A 13877-nucleotide genomic window follows, 5' to 3' on the forward strand; every position below is an offset into this window, starting at 1 on the left:
CAAGGCTCCAGCCACTCCACTAACATAGTCGGCCAACATGAGCACGACGAGCAACTGCAGCGGTTTATCCCATCCCCCAAGCCATCCCGCAGCAGTTGCTAACAAACCAGTGACGGCTGCCAGCGAACCGGTTGAAACTTCCTTGCTTCCAGATCCAAACGCAGCGGTGAAAATCGTAGTAAATAATAGCTTTCCATGATTCAACATGTGCCTCATCCTCTCAATATAAATAGCCCCCGGATCGGCTTCGAGGGCATAAAAAATACGCCTTACGGCGCTATCTCTGTTCTTTATTCTGTTCCGTTTACGACTTCCGACACAACCGGTTTAAGATTATACAGGTATCGATCCCTCCTTTATTCAAAAGCAAACCAAAAGTGTGTCCCTGTATTCCAAGTAACAGGCAAAGAAAATCCTACCTCAGTTACAATTGCCGGGCCGGTGGATTTAATAATATTTCCAGTACCAACAGCGCCGTTACCGCCAACTCTCAGGACAGAAATATCACTTGTAGCAGATCCGTAAATTGACATTCCTTCTTTATACGTTATTACCGCGCCATTATCCGGGTAATAGACGAGAATAAATGTCGGTTTAAATGTCAAACCACTTACAGATATTCTATTAAATCGTACTGTCCCACTTGGGAACATATTAAAGTCAAACGTTGAGGCTTCAGGAGAAGTTGTTCCACTTGCGAATTTTTTACCGATTACAATTTGCCCGATCTTTTGAGCCAGAACTGCATTACTATCCGATGCTGATGCCGCAACACCTTTGCCGACTATTGCCGCAATAATAGCGTTTCGGTCAGCGGTGGTCAATCGTTCCAGGATTCCTTGAACGCCGAATAAATTGACGTCTTTAGGTATGTTACCTGCAACAAGATCGGCGTCACCAGCAACATACCCGCTGCCATTATGGTATCCAGCCGGTATTGCTTTATTGCCCGTTCCCGGGGTAATAGCTTGTGCCCCTTGATTTGGCATCGTCCCTGTGCGGTTGTTTCCGGTCGCATTACTAAACGTCTTGCCAACTAACACATCTCCTACCGCCGCATTACCAGTCGCCCGGATGATCGACGCCATCTTGGGTATGAGCTGTGCCCAAGACTCCGAAGTGGATGCCGTTACACCTATGGAATTGAGCGCGGCAACCACTTCCGCTTTACGATCAATTCCAGCTTGCTTTCCCGCCTGGGCTTCTTGCATAACCTCACCGAGTGCCTTTTCAGTAGCTGCCCGATCCTCACGAGTTCCGTTTGTTGCATTGGATAATTGTACTATACCGGCCTTTGTTAGGGAGGCTGGCGGCACTTCAATATTGTCTACATCTGAACGGAGTTGATTTATTTCTTGCCCGATATCGTTCATATCCTGAGGTTGAACAGTATCATAGATGGACCATGTTGTTTTTGCCATATCTATACCTCCTTAATTAAGATCGTTTGCAGCAACAAGGTATCTGAAGCAATTGGAACATAGACATTGTTTGTGCTTATCAAGTTGTTGCTACTATCCTTCAAATCGATTTTCGTTACTAACGACACCAATGCGGCAGGAACGATGTATTGCATCCCCACCGTTGATTCGGTTACTTCTTTAATAGCAAAATTGGTGATCTCGATTAAGTCATTCAAAACTACTTTCGCAATTCTACCGTGTGTGTAGTTTGCAACACCGTTTAAAAACGAACTCGCGATCATTTAACCATCGCCTCCGGTCCGAAGTCGGCAAAAGGCTTTTCGCCAAGTTTCCAACTCCCATCAAGTTTGTAATTCCAGAAGATTTGTTTCTTTTGGATCCGCTCTGTAAATCCAATTACATCCTCCAGGCTGGTTTGTTGCTGATAAATCATATTGGCTGGTTTAACGACTCTTACCGTCCGCTCTACTTCTTTAAAAACAGCGGCATTATCGATATTTGCAGTCACAGTTAATAAAAATGTTTGAGGATCAGCGCTAACAATCGTCAACCCCGTACCAACAAGAAAATCCAAGCGCTGTTGCAAATACCGCACAGTAAACGGAGGTTTTGTTGAGTAGCGGTTTATAAGCCGCTTTCGCCTGAATTCCAGCGTTTCTGTTGTCGGGTCTGCTTGTATGCCTAGTATCTTTTCCCGGCGTTTTATGGCCTGTTCTGTCGCTGTGGTGACGAATTGACTATCAAACAATACATTCACCGCTTGCTCTGCACTTATGATCTCTACTGACTCTGTTTCTGTCAGTTCTACAAAATCAATTACATCGTGGTATATTTCCGGCAAGTACTCCAGCAATCTATTCACTCAGCGTCACCGTCCCTAGTATAGGGATTTGCTCATCGGTTAGCACCACATTTGCGGCCGACCCATTCAATTGCGTGTTAGCCACATCGACCACGCCGGACACACTCAATATCCGGGACTCGATCTGTGCAACACGAACAATAAGTGCGGATTCATTAGCCCATGCCTGTCTAATTGATAGGAGATAGGCGCTTAGGGCATCCTCTACATCTTGTTGCACCTGTCCAATCGTTGTGTCAGGGGCAAGTGTTAGTGTCGCCGTAACGTTGATTACATGAGCCTGTGCGCCTGTGACAGTGACCTTGTGCCCGATAGGAGCCAAGCCTATGCCAAGACCGCTGTTTACTTCCGGGTCAATTAAGGTCTGGACATCATCAATTAGAATTTGGGAAGGTGGCCCAAAGTCGGCTGCAATTATTGTCGCCTTAACCGTGCCGCCACCATTCCAAACCGGGAATATCTTCGTACCCCCAACTCCCGGGATGGCATTAATTTTTTGTTTGTAATCCGATACGTTACCGCCAAAAGGCTGTTCGTTAATTGCGTCCATGTATCTTTGGCGTAACGAATCATCCGTTTCAGCGTCTTCTCCCGGGACAAGAACGTCTGAAAGTTCAGCGCGGGCCAGTCCATCGATATAATCAATTGGAAGCAAAGGACCAAACTCTTGATTTCCGATTACTCCGGGAGTCTCGCATTCCAGCATCCATTGTCCGGTGCTGATTTTGGAGATGGCCGTATAATCCAAATCATTGATAGAGAAGCGACTTCCAACCGGCACGTCAATAGGCGCATCACCAGACGCATAAAACAGGCCTTTACGCCTTGCCTTTGTTGCTTGTTCCCGGTTAATGCCGAACTCTCCTGTTCGCCGTTCCAGATACTCGCCTGTTGCTGTGTCGGCGTATGAAAGGTTAATATTCGTATCAAGTTCCATGTACAATTGCGCCAATTCAGCAGCGGCAGGGGCCAAAGCGTCGTAAATAATTGAACCTGGACGTTTATCAACATTACTCGGTACTCGGTTAAGCATTCGCTCTAAAATTGCTTCGAACGTCTGGCCTTCATACATTCGCACTCACCTCCTGTTTAAAATCTCCGTAGATAGAAACCACTGTGAACGTTACAAGCGCTTCGTCCCCGGTGATATCGATTTGCATATTCTCAATAGATTGAATGCGGTCGTCTACCAACAACGCCTCTCTTATTCGCCGTTCTATTTCCGACCGCACATATCCTTGACTGCGCCCTTGTAGTCCGTTTATTTCGCTACCATAGTTTGCATCGTAGATAAGATGGGCGAATCTATCCGTTTGCAGGATCTTATATACGGCTTGTTTCACAGCTTCTAAGCCGTCTATAAGTCCCGTAGCCTTGCCGCTCGTAAAATCTATTCCATATGTCCGGCTTGTCTCTTCTTGGACTTCCACGTCTTGCAAACTACCGCCAATTGGTATCATTGATTCACCACCTTATCCCAAACTACATATTTCTGGCCGCCTTGTACCCGGAGCAACAACACAGGATCACCGACCTTAAGGCCTTCACGGATGACTATCTTTTCGTTTAACGCGTCTTTTGTGTCTTCACCGTTCGTCCCGTGCTTATGCTTCAGATCAATTTCATATCGGGTAAGTTGTTCCGGCACAATTAAAAAATCCTCATCGAGCGCAAAACGCTGGTCGATAAGGATTTCTAAAGGCTTTTCTTTGGTTACCGTTCCGAACATGACCACAACAGGATTTCCAGCATTGACCGCATTGGCACCAAGCTGCTTTATTTTATCTCCTAGCGCCATTAAAACACCTTCAATTCTACGGATAACATATAGTCATCTCCGCTAAATTTGTGAGAGCATTCTTCCACCAGATACAATTGGTTAATCGCTAATTCTTCGATTTCGACATGCAAATAACAACCGGCACGAACAGACGGATCTCCAAGAGCCTCCAGCTTAAGAGTTTTTGTTTCCATGTTTTTTGACTTCACCAATTGATCGAGCAGTTTCCTAATCTGAGCATCATTCATGTTTTCTTCGACTTTTTGATAGTGTTGGAGTCTGCCCCACTTAGCTATGTTGGCGCTGTCCTGAGTAATGTGTACGTCCCGTTTTCCGGTCTTCTTGTTGTCTCGCACCAGCTTAATCCGGTTGTAAGTATCTTTGTCGATACTCTTTTCGAATGTAAAGCCAGTCATTAGGCTTTGGTCACCAATCACAATATCGAGCATCATATCTTTGACGTTTTGGACGGCTAACTTGCCGTAGTCATCGTAAAACACGTAAATGCTGCCAGTGTTGACCGTGGTAAGTGCGAAAGCCTTATCGATGATATCAATCAGTTTCTGTCCGTCCTCTACCATGCTCGGGATCGCGTATTTCGTATCAACAATATGACCCCACTTCAAACCAAAGTCATTTGCGATACGCTTTACAATAGCTGCTGCCGTGGTGTTCTTGAATACGTAAGTATCTGTAGCTGTTAAGTACCGGATCTGGTCATAGGCTTTGATTTTGATTGTCTCTTCCTCACTCCGACCAACCGTAAACACATAGCCATAAAAAAGGGGCTTATCATCGTATTTGACTGCGACGATATCCCCATTATTTATGATGTATTTGCTATCCTGAAGCATCGTAAAGTCGAAACTACCGGGCTTACCAATCCGAGATGTTTTCCAAGTCGCATCCGTAATAAGGTCCGATATATCATAAACATTACCTTGTTTATCGTCTGTAACAACCTGTAGCATGTTTCACCCCCTAAGGTAGCTTTAGGACCTTACCGACTGGAAGCTTTTTCAGTTCGCTGTCCTTGATCCCATTCAGCGTCTGGATTTGCTTGTATTTCGATCCATCCCCGAGAACTTTTTGTGCAACCTTCCAAAGGTTATCCCCGGCAACCAATGTATAAGTCTTTGGTTTCACCCTTGTATCTGGCCGAGCCGGTGCAGAATTGTTCTTGTTCATCACAACCGTTTTACTGCCGCTTGTTGTGACCTTCTCCTGTACCTTGGCCTTCTTGGCTTCATACACGCGGTACTCTTTAAATGCAATCTGAAATTTGATATCTCCGACTGCACCGCCTTCTTCTGACCAAGTGAATTTTTCAATGGTTACCGGAATATTAAAATTCATAGTTGATCCAGTCATTACTAACTGCATTGGCGGGTTATCGATTCGCCATTTCTGAATCTTATCTTCAATATAGTGCTTCGGTTCAAAAAGTTCGCTTTCCGTTACGCTACACCCCGGGAACCAATTGGCTGGAAAGATACTCTCAAAACTTATCTCTCTCAACTTTAACCCTTTAACCACATTGACTTCCCCGAGTTTGGAGATTTCATATGTTTTGCTTCTACTGCCTTCGGAAATTTCAATACTCTCTGGAAGTATCGGGAATTCCATGGCTTCGGCCCCGTTGTTATAGCTAAGCGTTATGGAGTATTTGTTCATGCATACACCCCCGCGGCAGACGAAGCAATCTCTTCTTCAAGAGTTTTTTCAATCCTTGCCACCAGTTCATCAATGTCGGCATCCTTTGTAACCGGTCCGGTAGTTACACTTACTGTTGGCGTCAGGCTCACAAAGTTCTGAATAGATTTCATCTCAGCCAGTTCCCGCATAGTCTTCAGATCCTCGCTGCTGATATCTACCTTATCTTCGATCTTGCCAACTTTGTTTACTTTGTCGATCTTATCAATTGTTCCTGTGCCGCCGGTAGGACTGAATAGCGATGTCCCACCGGTTCCCACACCAGTGTTCATTTTCGCATCTTTTTCTGCCTGTTCTTTAGCCCTTTTAGAAGCTCGGTCATCCAAAAAGTCAACAACCTTCTGTTCTCTCTCCTGCGCTTTTAAAGCAGCATTAGCATAAGCTGCATCCTTCTCAGCTCCGGCAAAGTCTGCAATTTTATCAGCAATGTCTTCCATGTTGAATTTAGCTTCAATTTCATAGCTTGAGCCGGTTACTTTATTGATCAATTTCAGTACTGCATTAATTCCGGAAATGATGCTATTAATTACTGCATCGTATATTTTTCCGATGCTTCCGGCCCACCATTGAAACGGAACAATAAGCCACTCTACAAGCTGCCAAAAATACCCCGGGATGGTGTCGAAGAAATTCAAAATAGCATTCCACGCCCGGAACAACGCGGCCGCAAACTTGTCATTTGTCGTCCATAGCTTATATAGAGCCAGTATCAGCGATAAAATTATGCTGATAATTAGAATAATCGGGTTAGCTTTCATTACAGCATTAAATATTCCTTGTGCAATGGCTGCACCCCGAATAGCAACAGTTAAACTGATGATAGCTGCTCCAACGCCCCAAACGATAGGGCCAATCACAGACCAGTTAGTCGCAAAAAAGTTATAAACCATAGCACCCCACTGGACTAATTGCATTAACCAGGCCACAGCGGTGGAAATGCCTTCGGCCAACCCGTTCATAAATTGTAAGCCGGCTTCAGATTGTAGATAGGATGTTAAAATAACGACTTGTTCGGTAATTTGAGTCAATGGCCCCCCAATCGTATTAAGTGTTGCATACCAGTCCAAGAAATTATTTTTCATTATGGTCATTGCGCCGCCAAAGGTCATAGGCATATTTTTAAACATTGTATCGATTTGATCGCTTTGGTTTTGGAACGCCTTTACGATCTTATCAGCAGTTAATTCTCCGTCTGCCCCCATTTGTTTCAATTCTCCTCTCGCTATCCCTAAACCATCAGAAAGGATGCGCATGAGAACAGGAGCGGCTTCACTTAATGAGCGCAATTCATCACCTTGCAACTGGCCACTACCCAGCGCTTGTGACATTTGGAGAATGGCAATGCTTGACTCCGTAGCGGTCGCGCCACTGACTACAAGTGATTTATTGAATTGCTCCGCGAACTTCAGAAGATCATCGTTGTTTTTAAAGATCCCTTGTGTGCCGGCTCCTAATTTGGTGATTAATCCAGCCGTCTCCACATATCCCTGCCTTGTCTGATTCGCCACACCAAGCACTTGTTTTTGCAACTCCAACTGCGTCCTTAATCCATCATTAACTAAACCTAATCGGGCATTTGTTGCTGCCATTTCGTCAGCCAATCCCATTGTTTTGTTGATCATGTCCCAGCCTTTACGCGCTAATTCAATGCCTTGATTTACCGCAATTACGGCGACGCTCAACTTCATCATATTTGAATGAGAAGTGTTTACCGATCTGTTGAAGTTGTCCTGCGATTGCTTAGCCATGTTGATTTGACGGTTTATTTCCGCTTCGGCTGATGCTATTTGCTGTTTTGCAGCGTTTAACGATTTGTCTATGTTAGTGTTCCTGTTAGTCGCATCCTGCATTTTGTACATAGTTGAAAGCATGAGATTCATGCCATTTGTAATGCTTTTAAGTGGGCCGGTCATAGCATCGAACATTTTGATTGTTGAAGCCACAGTTATCCCCATACAGACACCTTCTTTCAAGGCAAATAAAAAAAGCCCCAAGGGGCTTAATAAATCTTCACTATTCAAAATACCTTAAATCGTATGTCACCTTGATTACGGATAGTGTTTTTTCCTCAGAGCTATCAAACAGAGTGTAAAATTCTCCTATCTTATCGGAAACGGTATGATATTTCACAGCCATTCCAGTGTCAGCGACTTTCTTTATATTTTCTCCCGCTTGTATCCCGAACATAGGGAATAAATCATTAATATCTTTAATCTTCTGATCAACTGGATAATAAGAGAACCTAACGACAGTATCGTCTATTACCATAAACTCCACATTCCCGGAATCGTAAATATACGTTTTGGTGTCATACTTGTCGTTAAATTTCCACTCTTCAACATCTTCGGGTTTACCCATTTTTTCTTCAAGCTCCTTGGAGGAAATCCGACTGAAGCTAGGAGCATCGAATAACATATCGACATTTCCCTCTTTGGAATTGTTGGTTTCGGCAGCAGTAGTACTTGTGTTTTGCGATGTGCCACAACCAGAGAGGATAACCAAAATGAAAGCCGGCATCAATAAAGTAATAAACAATTTACGCAATTGAGTCACTCCCCAGACTAGGTAATATTACCCACCATATTACCATATCCATACGGGGGAAATCTTACTTTTGTTTCGTTTTTTTGGCTGCTATGTCCTCTGCTTTCACTCGCTCATCAATTGAGGCAATAACAAAGGCTCTTTCTTTCCGTGGTAGATTCAGAAATTCACTCGGCCATTTATGAAACTTATGGAGGGCGTAGTACGCATAATTCGCGTCACTATCGCCCTCCCGGATTAGTTTTTTGCCTCTTCTACCAGTTCTTCCATATCCGTATCAAAGCCACTAAGCTTCTGGATATGCTCGGCCAGCGTTGCGATCTCACCGGGAAGCAGGACCTTATTAAGATATTCTTCTGGCGTGCTGCAACCCACTTTTCTGATAGACTCAGCGTCTTTAAAGCTCGGCTCCAGGGTGTTATTGATTACGCAAGTGTTATTAAAACGCTGTGCGTTAAATTCAACCTTGCCTTTCTTTTGGATCGTTGTGGATCTTTTCCGTACATCCTCAAATTCCGGGCCGCTCATGGCTTTGATTTTGAATTTAAGAAGATTACCTTCTTTATCCTTGAACCGGTTGGAAACCACAACTTCTTCGGTCAAATTATCGACCGGATTGCTATTCAGGAAATCTTGCAATGTACTCATTTAAATATCCCTCTCTCTTATAAAGTTAGCCCAATACAGGCGTAGTAAAGCTTTCCTGGATATCTACATCATCGAAAGTAAAGTCGATATCCTCATCCAGAAACTCAGCGTCAACGTCCAACTTAGCCATAATCACACTATTCAAATTGACGTTTCGCAATACGACCGTTTGTCGGCCCAGGGAGCTGTTCGGGTCCTCATTCACGACTTGGAGATCGAAATAGGTATCTTTACCAGTCTTAATATAATCCAGCATCATTTGTCTATAGATAGGGGTGGCGTAATAAATCGTCATGCTCCCCGTTCCAGACCAGCCGATTGCCTTGGACTGAGTCCCACGGCGACCGAGCGCCTTGAAGTCTGACTTGTTTTTTTCTGCAGTCGCTTCGATCGTCTTGGCGTAAAACATCTCCTCGACCCGGCCATCAATCGTTGCATAAGCGCGGCCTTCTTGGCCGCTAATGGCATCGCCAGCTTTGAAGAATCCCATCTTACTTCACCCGCACTTTCATGTAGATTTTCTCGACACTGTCCACCGGCTGGGCCGCGATCTCGGCATACACTGCATCCGTCTCATTTCCGGCTCCGAGGGTCACGTCAGATTGAGCGTCAAAGTTCTGTACGGCATTAATCGCCTGCAAAGTGTTCATGTATGAAATTGCTTCGCTCTTAAGCAAATTGCGGCCATCTGCATTGTTATCGACTTTGCCGAGATAGAAATTCTCGAATGTAGCCTTTAGATCATTAGCGATTCCATCAAGTACCCGTAATACTCGGTTTTTGCGGAAATGCCGACCCTTTTCAGGCGTGAACGAGTGAAAGGTATTGATATCCTGCTCCACGATCGCACGACCATTTGAAGGGGAGAATAAGAACTCTCCAGCCAGCAGCGCTGCTTCGATCTGACTATTGGAGTAACGCGGCGATACGTCTACTGCGTCGTCATAGGCGGTATAGGTAAGTGCCTGACTCATTGTAGCCCCGGCGGTAGCTCCGGCCACCCAAGCAACTGCCTGTACCGCTGTGAGTGTCGTTCCGTCAGATAATACAACGCCATTTTTGACGCTGATTACGCCCTCATAATCGGCTAGTGGGTAATTGGCGACCACCGCCTGCACCTTCTTACCTTCATCTTCTCTCAGGCGCCGCACAAACGCCGTATACAGCGGCTTAAGTGTCATATCATCGACCGTCAGGCCGACCGTGTTAAAATCCAGCAGCTCCAGCGCCGCCAGAAAAGCGGTATGATCGGCGTTGGTCACCACTCCATTGGTACCACCCGCAAGATTGACCCCGGCTGTCGCCGCAAGGTCGCCGGTGCCGGACCAGTCCACCCAGCCGTTGGTCGTCAACTCCGTGATTGCGGCGACCGTTTGGCTGTCTACCTCGGCGCCAGCAACAAGCGTCTTGACATCAAATTTACCGGGCTCGTCAATATTAGCCTGCACCACAAACGAGATATCGTTGCCGCGCTCCCCGGAGTACAGAGCAGTCGCAGTCAGATCACCGGCCGTCCCAGTTGCCTTGATTCCTGTATTAAGCCGATACAGAAGCAGCGTCTTTGCCCGCTTGAGCGATTCGCGTACAAGCAGCAGAGCTGGGTCGTTGATGTCGAAACCGAGCACGCCCGTTGTGTCAGCCCCGGCCTCAACCGTGACCACCTGTTTCTCAGGCCCCCAGGATAGAGAGAGCGCCAGCGCTACAATGCCGCGCTCCCCGACTGTCCCGACCGCTTTAGGCTCCGATACCGTGTTGATATAGATGCCTGGACGAACTTTGTTCTGAGTGTTCCATGTACCTCCTGCCACTTTACTTCACCTGCGCTTTCTTAAAATCATCGATCATCCGCTTTGCTTCGACAATCATGTAGGTCTTGCCGGGTTCCAGCACAATGGACAAGATATCTTTATCAATCCCCTGCCATTGCCGGGACTGTAAAAACTGTTCCTTCGTAAATCCCACGGCCAATTCTTTTTCCTTAGACATTTTTTAAATATCCCTCCTGCTTGAGAGTTTGCATCTTGATTTCCGGCTGCTTCTCAGAGTAGACAAAAAAATTAATATCTACGAAGAAATGCAGCACACCATCCACGACCTCGTGATTCATGCTAGTGCCCCGATACAACGCACCGTCAATATTGACCTGCCGGAGCTTGTCATAGAGTTGTTCGGCCATTCCGTGAGCTTCCTCGTTCGGATCAGCCGAATCTGGGAAGTAGTGAATATCGAACGAATAGGACCGACGATAACGCCGATCGAGCTCTTGATCATGCCCCATAGTCAGCAACTTAACGAAAAAGCACGGCGCCTCGAAGCCCTCCCGGATCGCCTCCCCGTAGATGCCCATCGTTGGGAAGAGATCGGACAAGGCGAGAATAAGGCCACTGCGAATGCTGTTCACTGTTACTTCAATCATCAGGCATCACTCGCCCTTTTTATCTTTTTCATCTTTCTTCTTTTTGGCTTCATCCCGTTTTTGTTTTCGCTCACGTTTCGCATCGGCTTTCTTTACATCAGCCGACCAGCTGCCGTAACCAGTTTTAGACGGTTTAGTAGGGCGACCGTTCATGAGATTATCAATAAGCTCGATCTGCTTTTTCTCAATGAATTTCGGAAGTTCCTGTTCCATCTCTTTCATGCTGATCGTCATCATAAAGCGGCCCTCCACCCAGCTTGTGGAGTTCTTACCGGCGCGGTGACCGTGTTCCACATAAGAGGCATAATCCGTGTTGTTATAAATTTCAACCTCGTAAGCATCGCCCTTTTTGACAATCTTCCCGACTCGCCAATTTTGCCTCAACTCGCCGCTATCGACTGGAGTCCGCTTTTTGATCTTCCGCTCTGCGCGATAGGCCATTTCAAGCAGAAACTCCCGTATCCAGCGTTCAATAACCCGCTGTTCGAGAGCGGTTTTAAACGACTTGGCTAGCTGCTCAAACTCATCAAAATCAAAGCTGCCCCACTTCGCCATTACGCTTTATCCTCCCGCTGAATACTGATCTCCTGGTGAGATTCATAGGGAAACGGTTCGCCGGCGGTATATTTCCTAGTGATATTGCCCCGTGTTACTGTCAGCGTGTCGCCCTGTTTAATCTCCAGTTCCGGAGAGGTAAACATTTTCGTCTCATAGGCGATCTTGTTCACGGACTCGGTCTGACCATTAGCGCTAAGCGTCTTTTGTGAGATCCGGCAAGGCTGCTGCTCAAACACAGTGACAAGCTGCTGCTTTGTCTCGCCGTTGACTTTTACCTTCTCCACTCGCTGCACCGTCATCCTGTCCGTATACGTGCGCTCGATCGCTAAACGGTATCGACGGATATTCATGGATTCCACCTCATCCTGCGATAACGATTAAGGTCGGAGGAATAAGCCGTGACCGCAGCCGTCAGGCCCCCTGTGCCGCCCGAAGATGTCTTAATCGACGTATCCCCGATTTTCAGGTCAACGGCGGTGCTCATGATCTCATCCAGCTCCGGCAGATGTGACTGTTCCGCCTTGAACGCTGACATGGCGATATTTGCCCAGGTGTAGACCAAAGTAGGTGGGATTTCCTCAACGGTGTCTCGGCCGATGTAAATGGCGATACGGGTGCCAGCTTCGTCGATATAGGAGCGGACCAGTGCGTCAAAGCTTTCCGGCAGGCCCCAGCGGCGCTTAATGATTGCGGCGACTTCATCCTGCAACATCGTAACCCCTCCCAACAAAAAGAGAGCGGTTATTCGCCGCTCTCTACCTTTGCTTTGATGGCTGCCAGAATATCATCTTTCCTGGTCGCGCCGTCCAGGTCGATATCTTTCAGCTTTGCGTACGCCTTCAGCTCCGGCAAGGTCATGTCATCTACCGGCTTATCCAGGTCAAGATCATTACCCGGATCCGCTGGCTCGACTTCAACAACGCGAGTGAAGCCCTTACGCTCCAAAGCCTGTGCTTCATCCTCTTCCGCCACCAGCTTCACAACATTTAATCTTTGCAGTTTAATCATCGGTTACACCCCCAAGGATACTTGAACAGTTGCCAGCTTGTTATCAGGCACCAGCAAATCATGATATTTGCGGTAATCCAGCTTCCAGGCATCTGCCTTTTGGTTTTCATCCGGAGTAAAGATACGCACTTTATCCGTTTTACTGATCCCGATCGGCGTGTTACGTGCAGAGATAATCCAGTTGATGTTCTTAGCTGCAGCGTCAGCCGCAAAGCCTCCCGACGTCTGTCCAGAAGTCGAACCGTCTTTAAACACATAGGCGGATTTCATTCGGTCGGAGGTAACCGGCTTAAGCGGAATACCATCCAAGGCCTTAACCATCAGATTGACTCCACCTTGCGCAAATTGGACAACATCCAGTTTCTTCTGAATCTGAGAGTTGTTCGTGAGAATCTGATAAACCGGATAGCCCATCGTAATAACCATGTTGGCCAGATCCACACCGCGATCCGCAATAGCGAAGATGTCAGCATAAAGCTTCTTCAATATGTCAGCTTCCGCGGGAGTATACTCACCAGAGTTCCCCGCAGCCGCCGCCAGTGCTGCAAGTTTGCTGTAACGATACGCGTCGATTTCCGGGATGACGTGCAGCCGCTGGAACTCCGACATGACGTTAGCGGCAGATGCTCCGAAATTGGTCTCATCCACGTCCATAGCGTCTAGCTGGAACGTCCGACCACGGTCTTGAGTCAGCGTGTGTGTTTGGTACTTGAATGTCACGCTGCCTTGATTAAAGCCATTGTCACGGTCATAGTCGGCAAGGCCCTGAACAACCAGTTCCGGAATCTTGATCTCGTTACCCCCGTTGTATTTGACCTGGCCGGCATTGCTCTCCATCCAGCCGGAAGTAGCTTGCTGAACCACTTGCTTATCCAGCTCGGTTTGAAACAGTTTTGCATACTCTAAAGTGTTAATTGGCATATC

General features: G+C 46.6%; 21 protein-coding genes. All 21 read right to left on the reverse strand.

The genetic code is table 11. The features are described 5' to 3' along the window. A partial coding sequence (locus NYE70_RS25680; RefSeq protein WP_341048996.1) for a phage holin family protein occupies positions 1–207 on the reverse strand: 207 nt, incomplete at its 3' end. Positions 208–356: 149 nt separating this feature from the next. Then, positions 357–1421 carry a phage tail protein gene (locus tag NYE70_RS25685; protein ID WP_341048998.1) on the reverse strand — a complete coding sequence of 355 codons (1065 nt, stop codon included), beginning with the start codon at positions 1419–1421 and terminating at the stop codon, positions 357–359. A 2-nt stretch (positions 1422–1423) separates the two neighbouring features. Continuing rightward, positions 1424–1705, reverse strand: a complete 282-nt coding sequence (locus NYE70_RS25690) for a ketopantoate hydroxymethyltransferase (RefSeq protein ID WP_341049000.1) — start codon at positions 1703–1705, stop codon at positions 1424–1426. Further along, positions 1702–2286, reverse strand: coding sequence for a putative phage tail protein (locus tag NYE70_RS25695; RefSeq protein WP_341049002.1), 585 nt, complete (start codon positions 2284–2286; stop codon positions 1702–1704). The genes NYE70_RS25690 and NYE70_RS25695 overlap by 4 nt, the downstream gene beginning before the upstream one ends. After that, positions 2279–3358 carry a baseplate J/gp47 family protein gene (locus NYE70_RS25700; RefSeq protein WP_341049004.1) on the reverse strand — a complete coding sequence of 360 codons (1080 nt, stop codon included), beginning with the start codon at positions 3356–3358 and terminating at the stop codon, positions 2279–2281. The genes NYE70_RS25695 and NYE70_RS25700 overlap by 8 nt, the downstream gene beginning before the upstream one ends. Continuing rightward, on the reverse strand, positions 3351–3746 hold the full coding sequence (locus NYE70_RS25705; protein ID WP_341049005.1) for a DUF2634 domain-containing protein: 396 nt from the start codon (positions 3744–3746) through the stop codon (positions 3351–3353). The genes NYE70_RS25700 and NYE70_RS25705 overlap by 8 nt, the downstream gene beginning before the upstream one ends. Next, complete coding sequence (locus tag NYE70_RS25710; protein ID WP_341049007.1) at positions 3743–4084, reverse strand: DUF2577 domain-containing protein; 342 nt, start codon at positions 4082–4084, stop codon at positions 3743–3745. The genes NYE70_RS25705 and NYE70_RS25710 overlap by 4 nt, the downstream gene beginning before the upstream one ends. Further along, positions 4084–5037 (reverse strand): XkdQ/YqbQ family protein, encoded by a 954-nt coding sequence (locus tag NYE70_RS25715; RefSeq protein WP_341049009.1) that lies wholly within the window; start codon positions 5035–5037, stop codon positions 4084–4086. The genes NYE70_RS25710 and NYE70_RS25715 overlap by 1 nt, the downstream gene beginning before the upstream one ends. 10 nt (positions 5038–5047) lie before the next feature. Continuing rightward, on the reverse strand, positions 5048–5740 hold the full coding sequence (locus tag NYE70_RS25720; RefSeq protein ID WP_341049011.1) for a LysM peptidoglycan-binding domain-containing protein: 693 nt from the start codon (positions 5738–5740) through the stop codon (positions 5048–5050). Continuing rightward, positions 5737–7800 carry a tape measure protein gene (locus tag NYE70_RS25725; protein WP_341049013.1) on the reverse strand — a complete coding sequence of 688 codons (2064 nt, stop codon included), beginning with the start codon at positions 7798–7800 and terminating at the stop codon, positions 5737–5739. The genes NYE70_RS25720 and NYE70_RS25725 overlap by 4 nt, the downstream gene beginning before the upstream one ends. Further along, positions 7793–8323, reverse strand: coding sequence for a hypothetical protein (locus NYE70_RS25730; RefSeq protein WP_341049015.1), 531 nt, complete (start codon positions 8321–8323; stop codon positions 7793–7795). Before NYE70_RS25730 ends, NYE70_RS25725 begins: the two co-directional genes overlap by 8 nt. Before the next feature lie 237 nt (positions 8324–8560). Beyond that, positions 8561–8971, reverse strand: a complete 411-nt coding sequence (locus NYE70_RS25735; protein WP_341049016.1) for a phage tail assembly chaperone — start codon at positions 8969–8971, stop codon at positions 8561–8563. A 25-nt stretch (positions 8972–8996) separates the two neighbouring features. Beyond that, complete coding sequence (locus NYE70_RS25740; protein WP_341049017.1) at positions 8997–9461, reverse strand: phage tail tube protein; 465 nt, start codon at positions 9459–9461, stop codon at positions 8997–8999. A 1-nt stretch (position 9462) separates the two neighbouring features. After that, complete coding sequence (locus NYE70_RS25745; protein ID WP_341049018.1) at positions 9463–10779, reverse strand: phage tail sheath family protein; 1317 nt, start codon at positions 10777–10779, stop codon at positions 9463–9465. A gap of 1 nt (position 10780) precedes the next feature. Next, entirely contained in the window at positions 10781–10957 is a 177-nt protein-coding gene (locus NYE70_RS25750) for a hypothetical protein (protein ID WP_341049019.1), read from the reverse strand. After that, entirely contained in the window at positions 10950–11387 is a 438-nt protein-coding gene (locus tag NYE70_RS25755) for a phage tail terminator family protein (RefSeq protein ID WP_341049021.1), read from the reverse strand. The genes NYE70_RS25750 and NYE70_RS25755 overlap by 8 nt, the downstream gene beginning before the upstream one ends. A 6-nt stretch (positions 11388–11393) precedes the next feature. Beyond that, on the reverse strand, positions 11394–11942 hold the full coding sequence (locus tag NYE70_RS25760) for an HK97 gp10 family phage protein (protein WP_341049023.1): 549 nt from the start codon (positions 11940–11942) through the stop codon (positions 11394–11396). Next, the gene (locus tag NYE70_RS25765) at positions 11942–12295 is read right to left on the reverse strand and encodes an ABC transporter ATP-binding protein (protein WP_341049025.1); all 354 of its coding nucleotides are present in this window, start codon (positions 12293–12295) and stop codon (positions 11942–11944) included. Before NYE70_RS25765 ends, NYE70_RS25760 begins: the two co-directional genes overlap by 1 nt. After that, entirely contained in the window at positions 12292–12675 is a 384-nt protein-coding gene (locus NYE70_RS25770; RefSeq protein ID WP_341049028.1) for a hypothetical protein, read from the reverse strand. The genes NYE70_RS25765 and NYE70_RS25770 overlap by 4 nt, the downstream gene beginning before the upstream one ends. 11 nt (positions 12676–12686) lie before the next feature. Next, positions 12687–12953 (reverse strand): hypothetical protein, encoded by a 267-nt coding sequence (locus NYE70_RS25775; RefSeq protein WP_341049031.1) that lies wholly within the window; start codon positions 12951–12953, stop codon positions 12687–12689. Between the two features lie 3 nt (positions 12954–12956). Then, complete coding sequence (locus NYE70_RS25780; protein WP_341049032.1) at positions 12957–13874, reverse strand: hypothetical protein; 918 nt, start codon at positions 13872–13874, stop codon at positions 12957–12959. Positions 13875–13877: the final 3 nt, after the last annotated feature.

The sequence above is a fragment of the Paenibacillus sp. FSL R5-0407 genome, from assembly GCF_038009185.1.
Lineage (GTDB): Bacteria > Bacillota > Bacilli > Paenibacillales > Paenibacillaceae > Fontibacillus > Fontibacillus vini.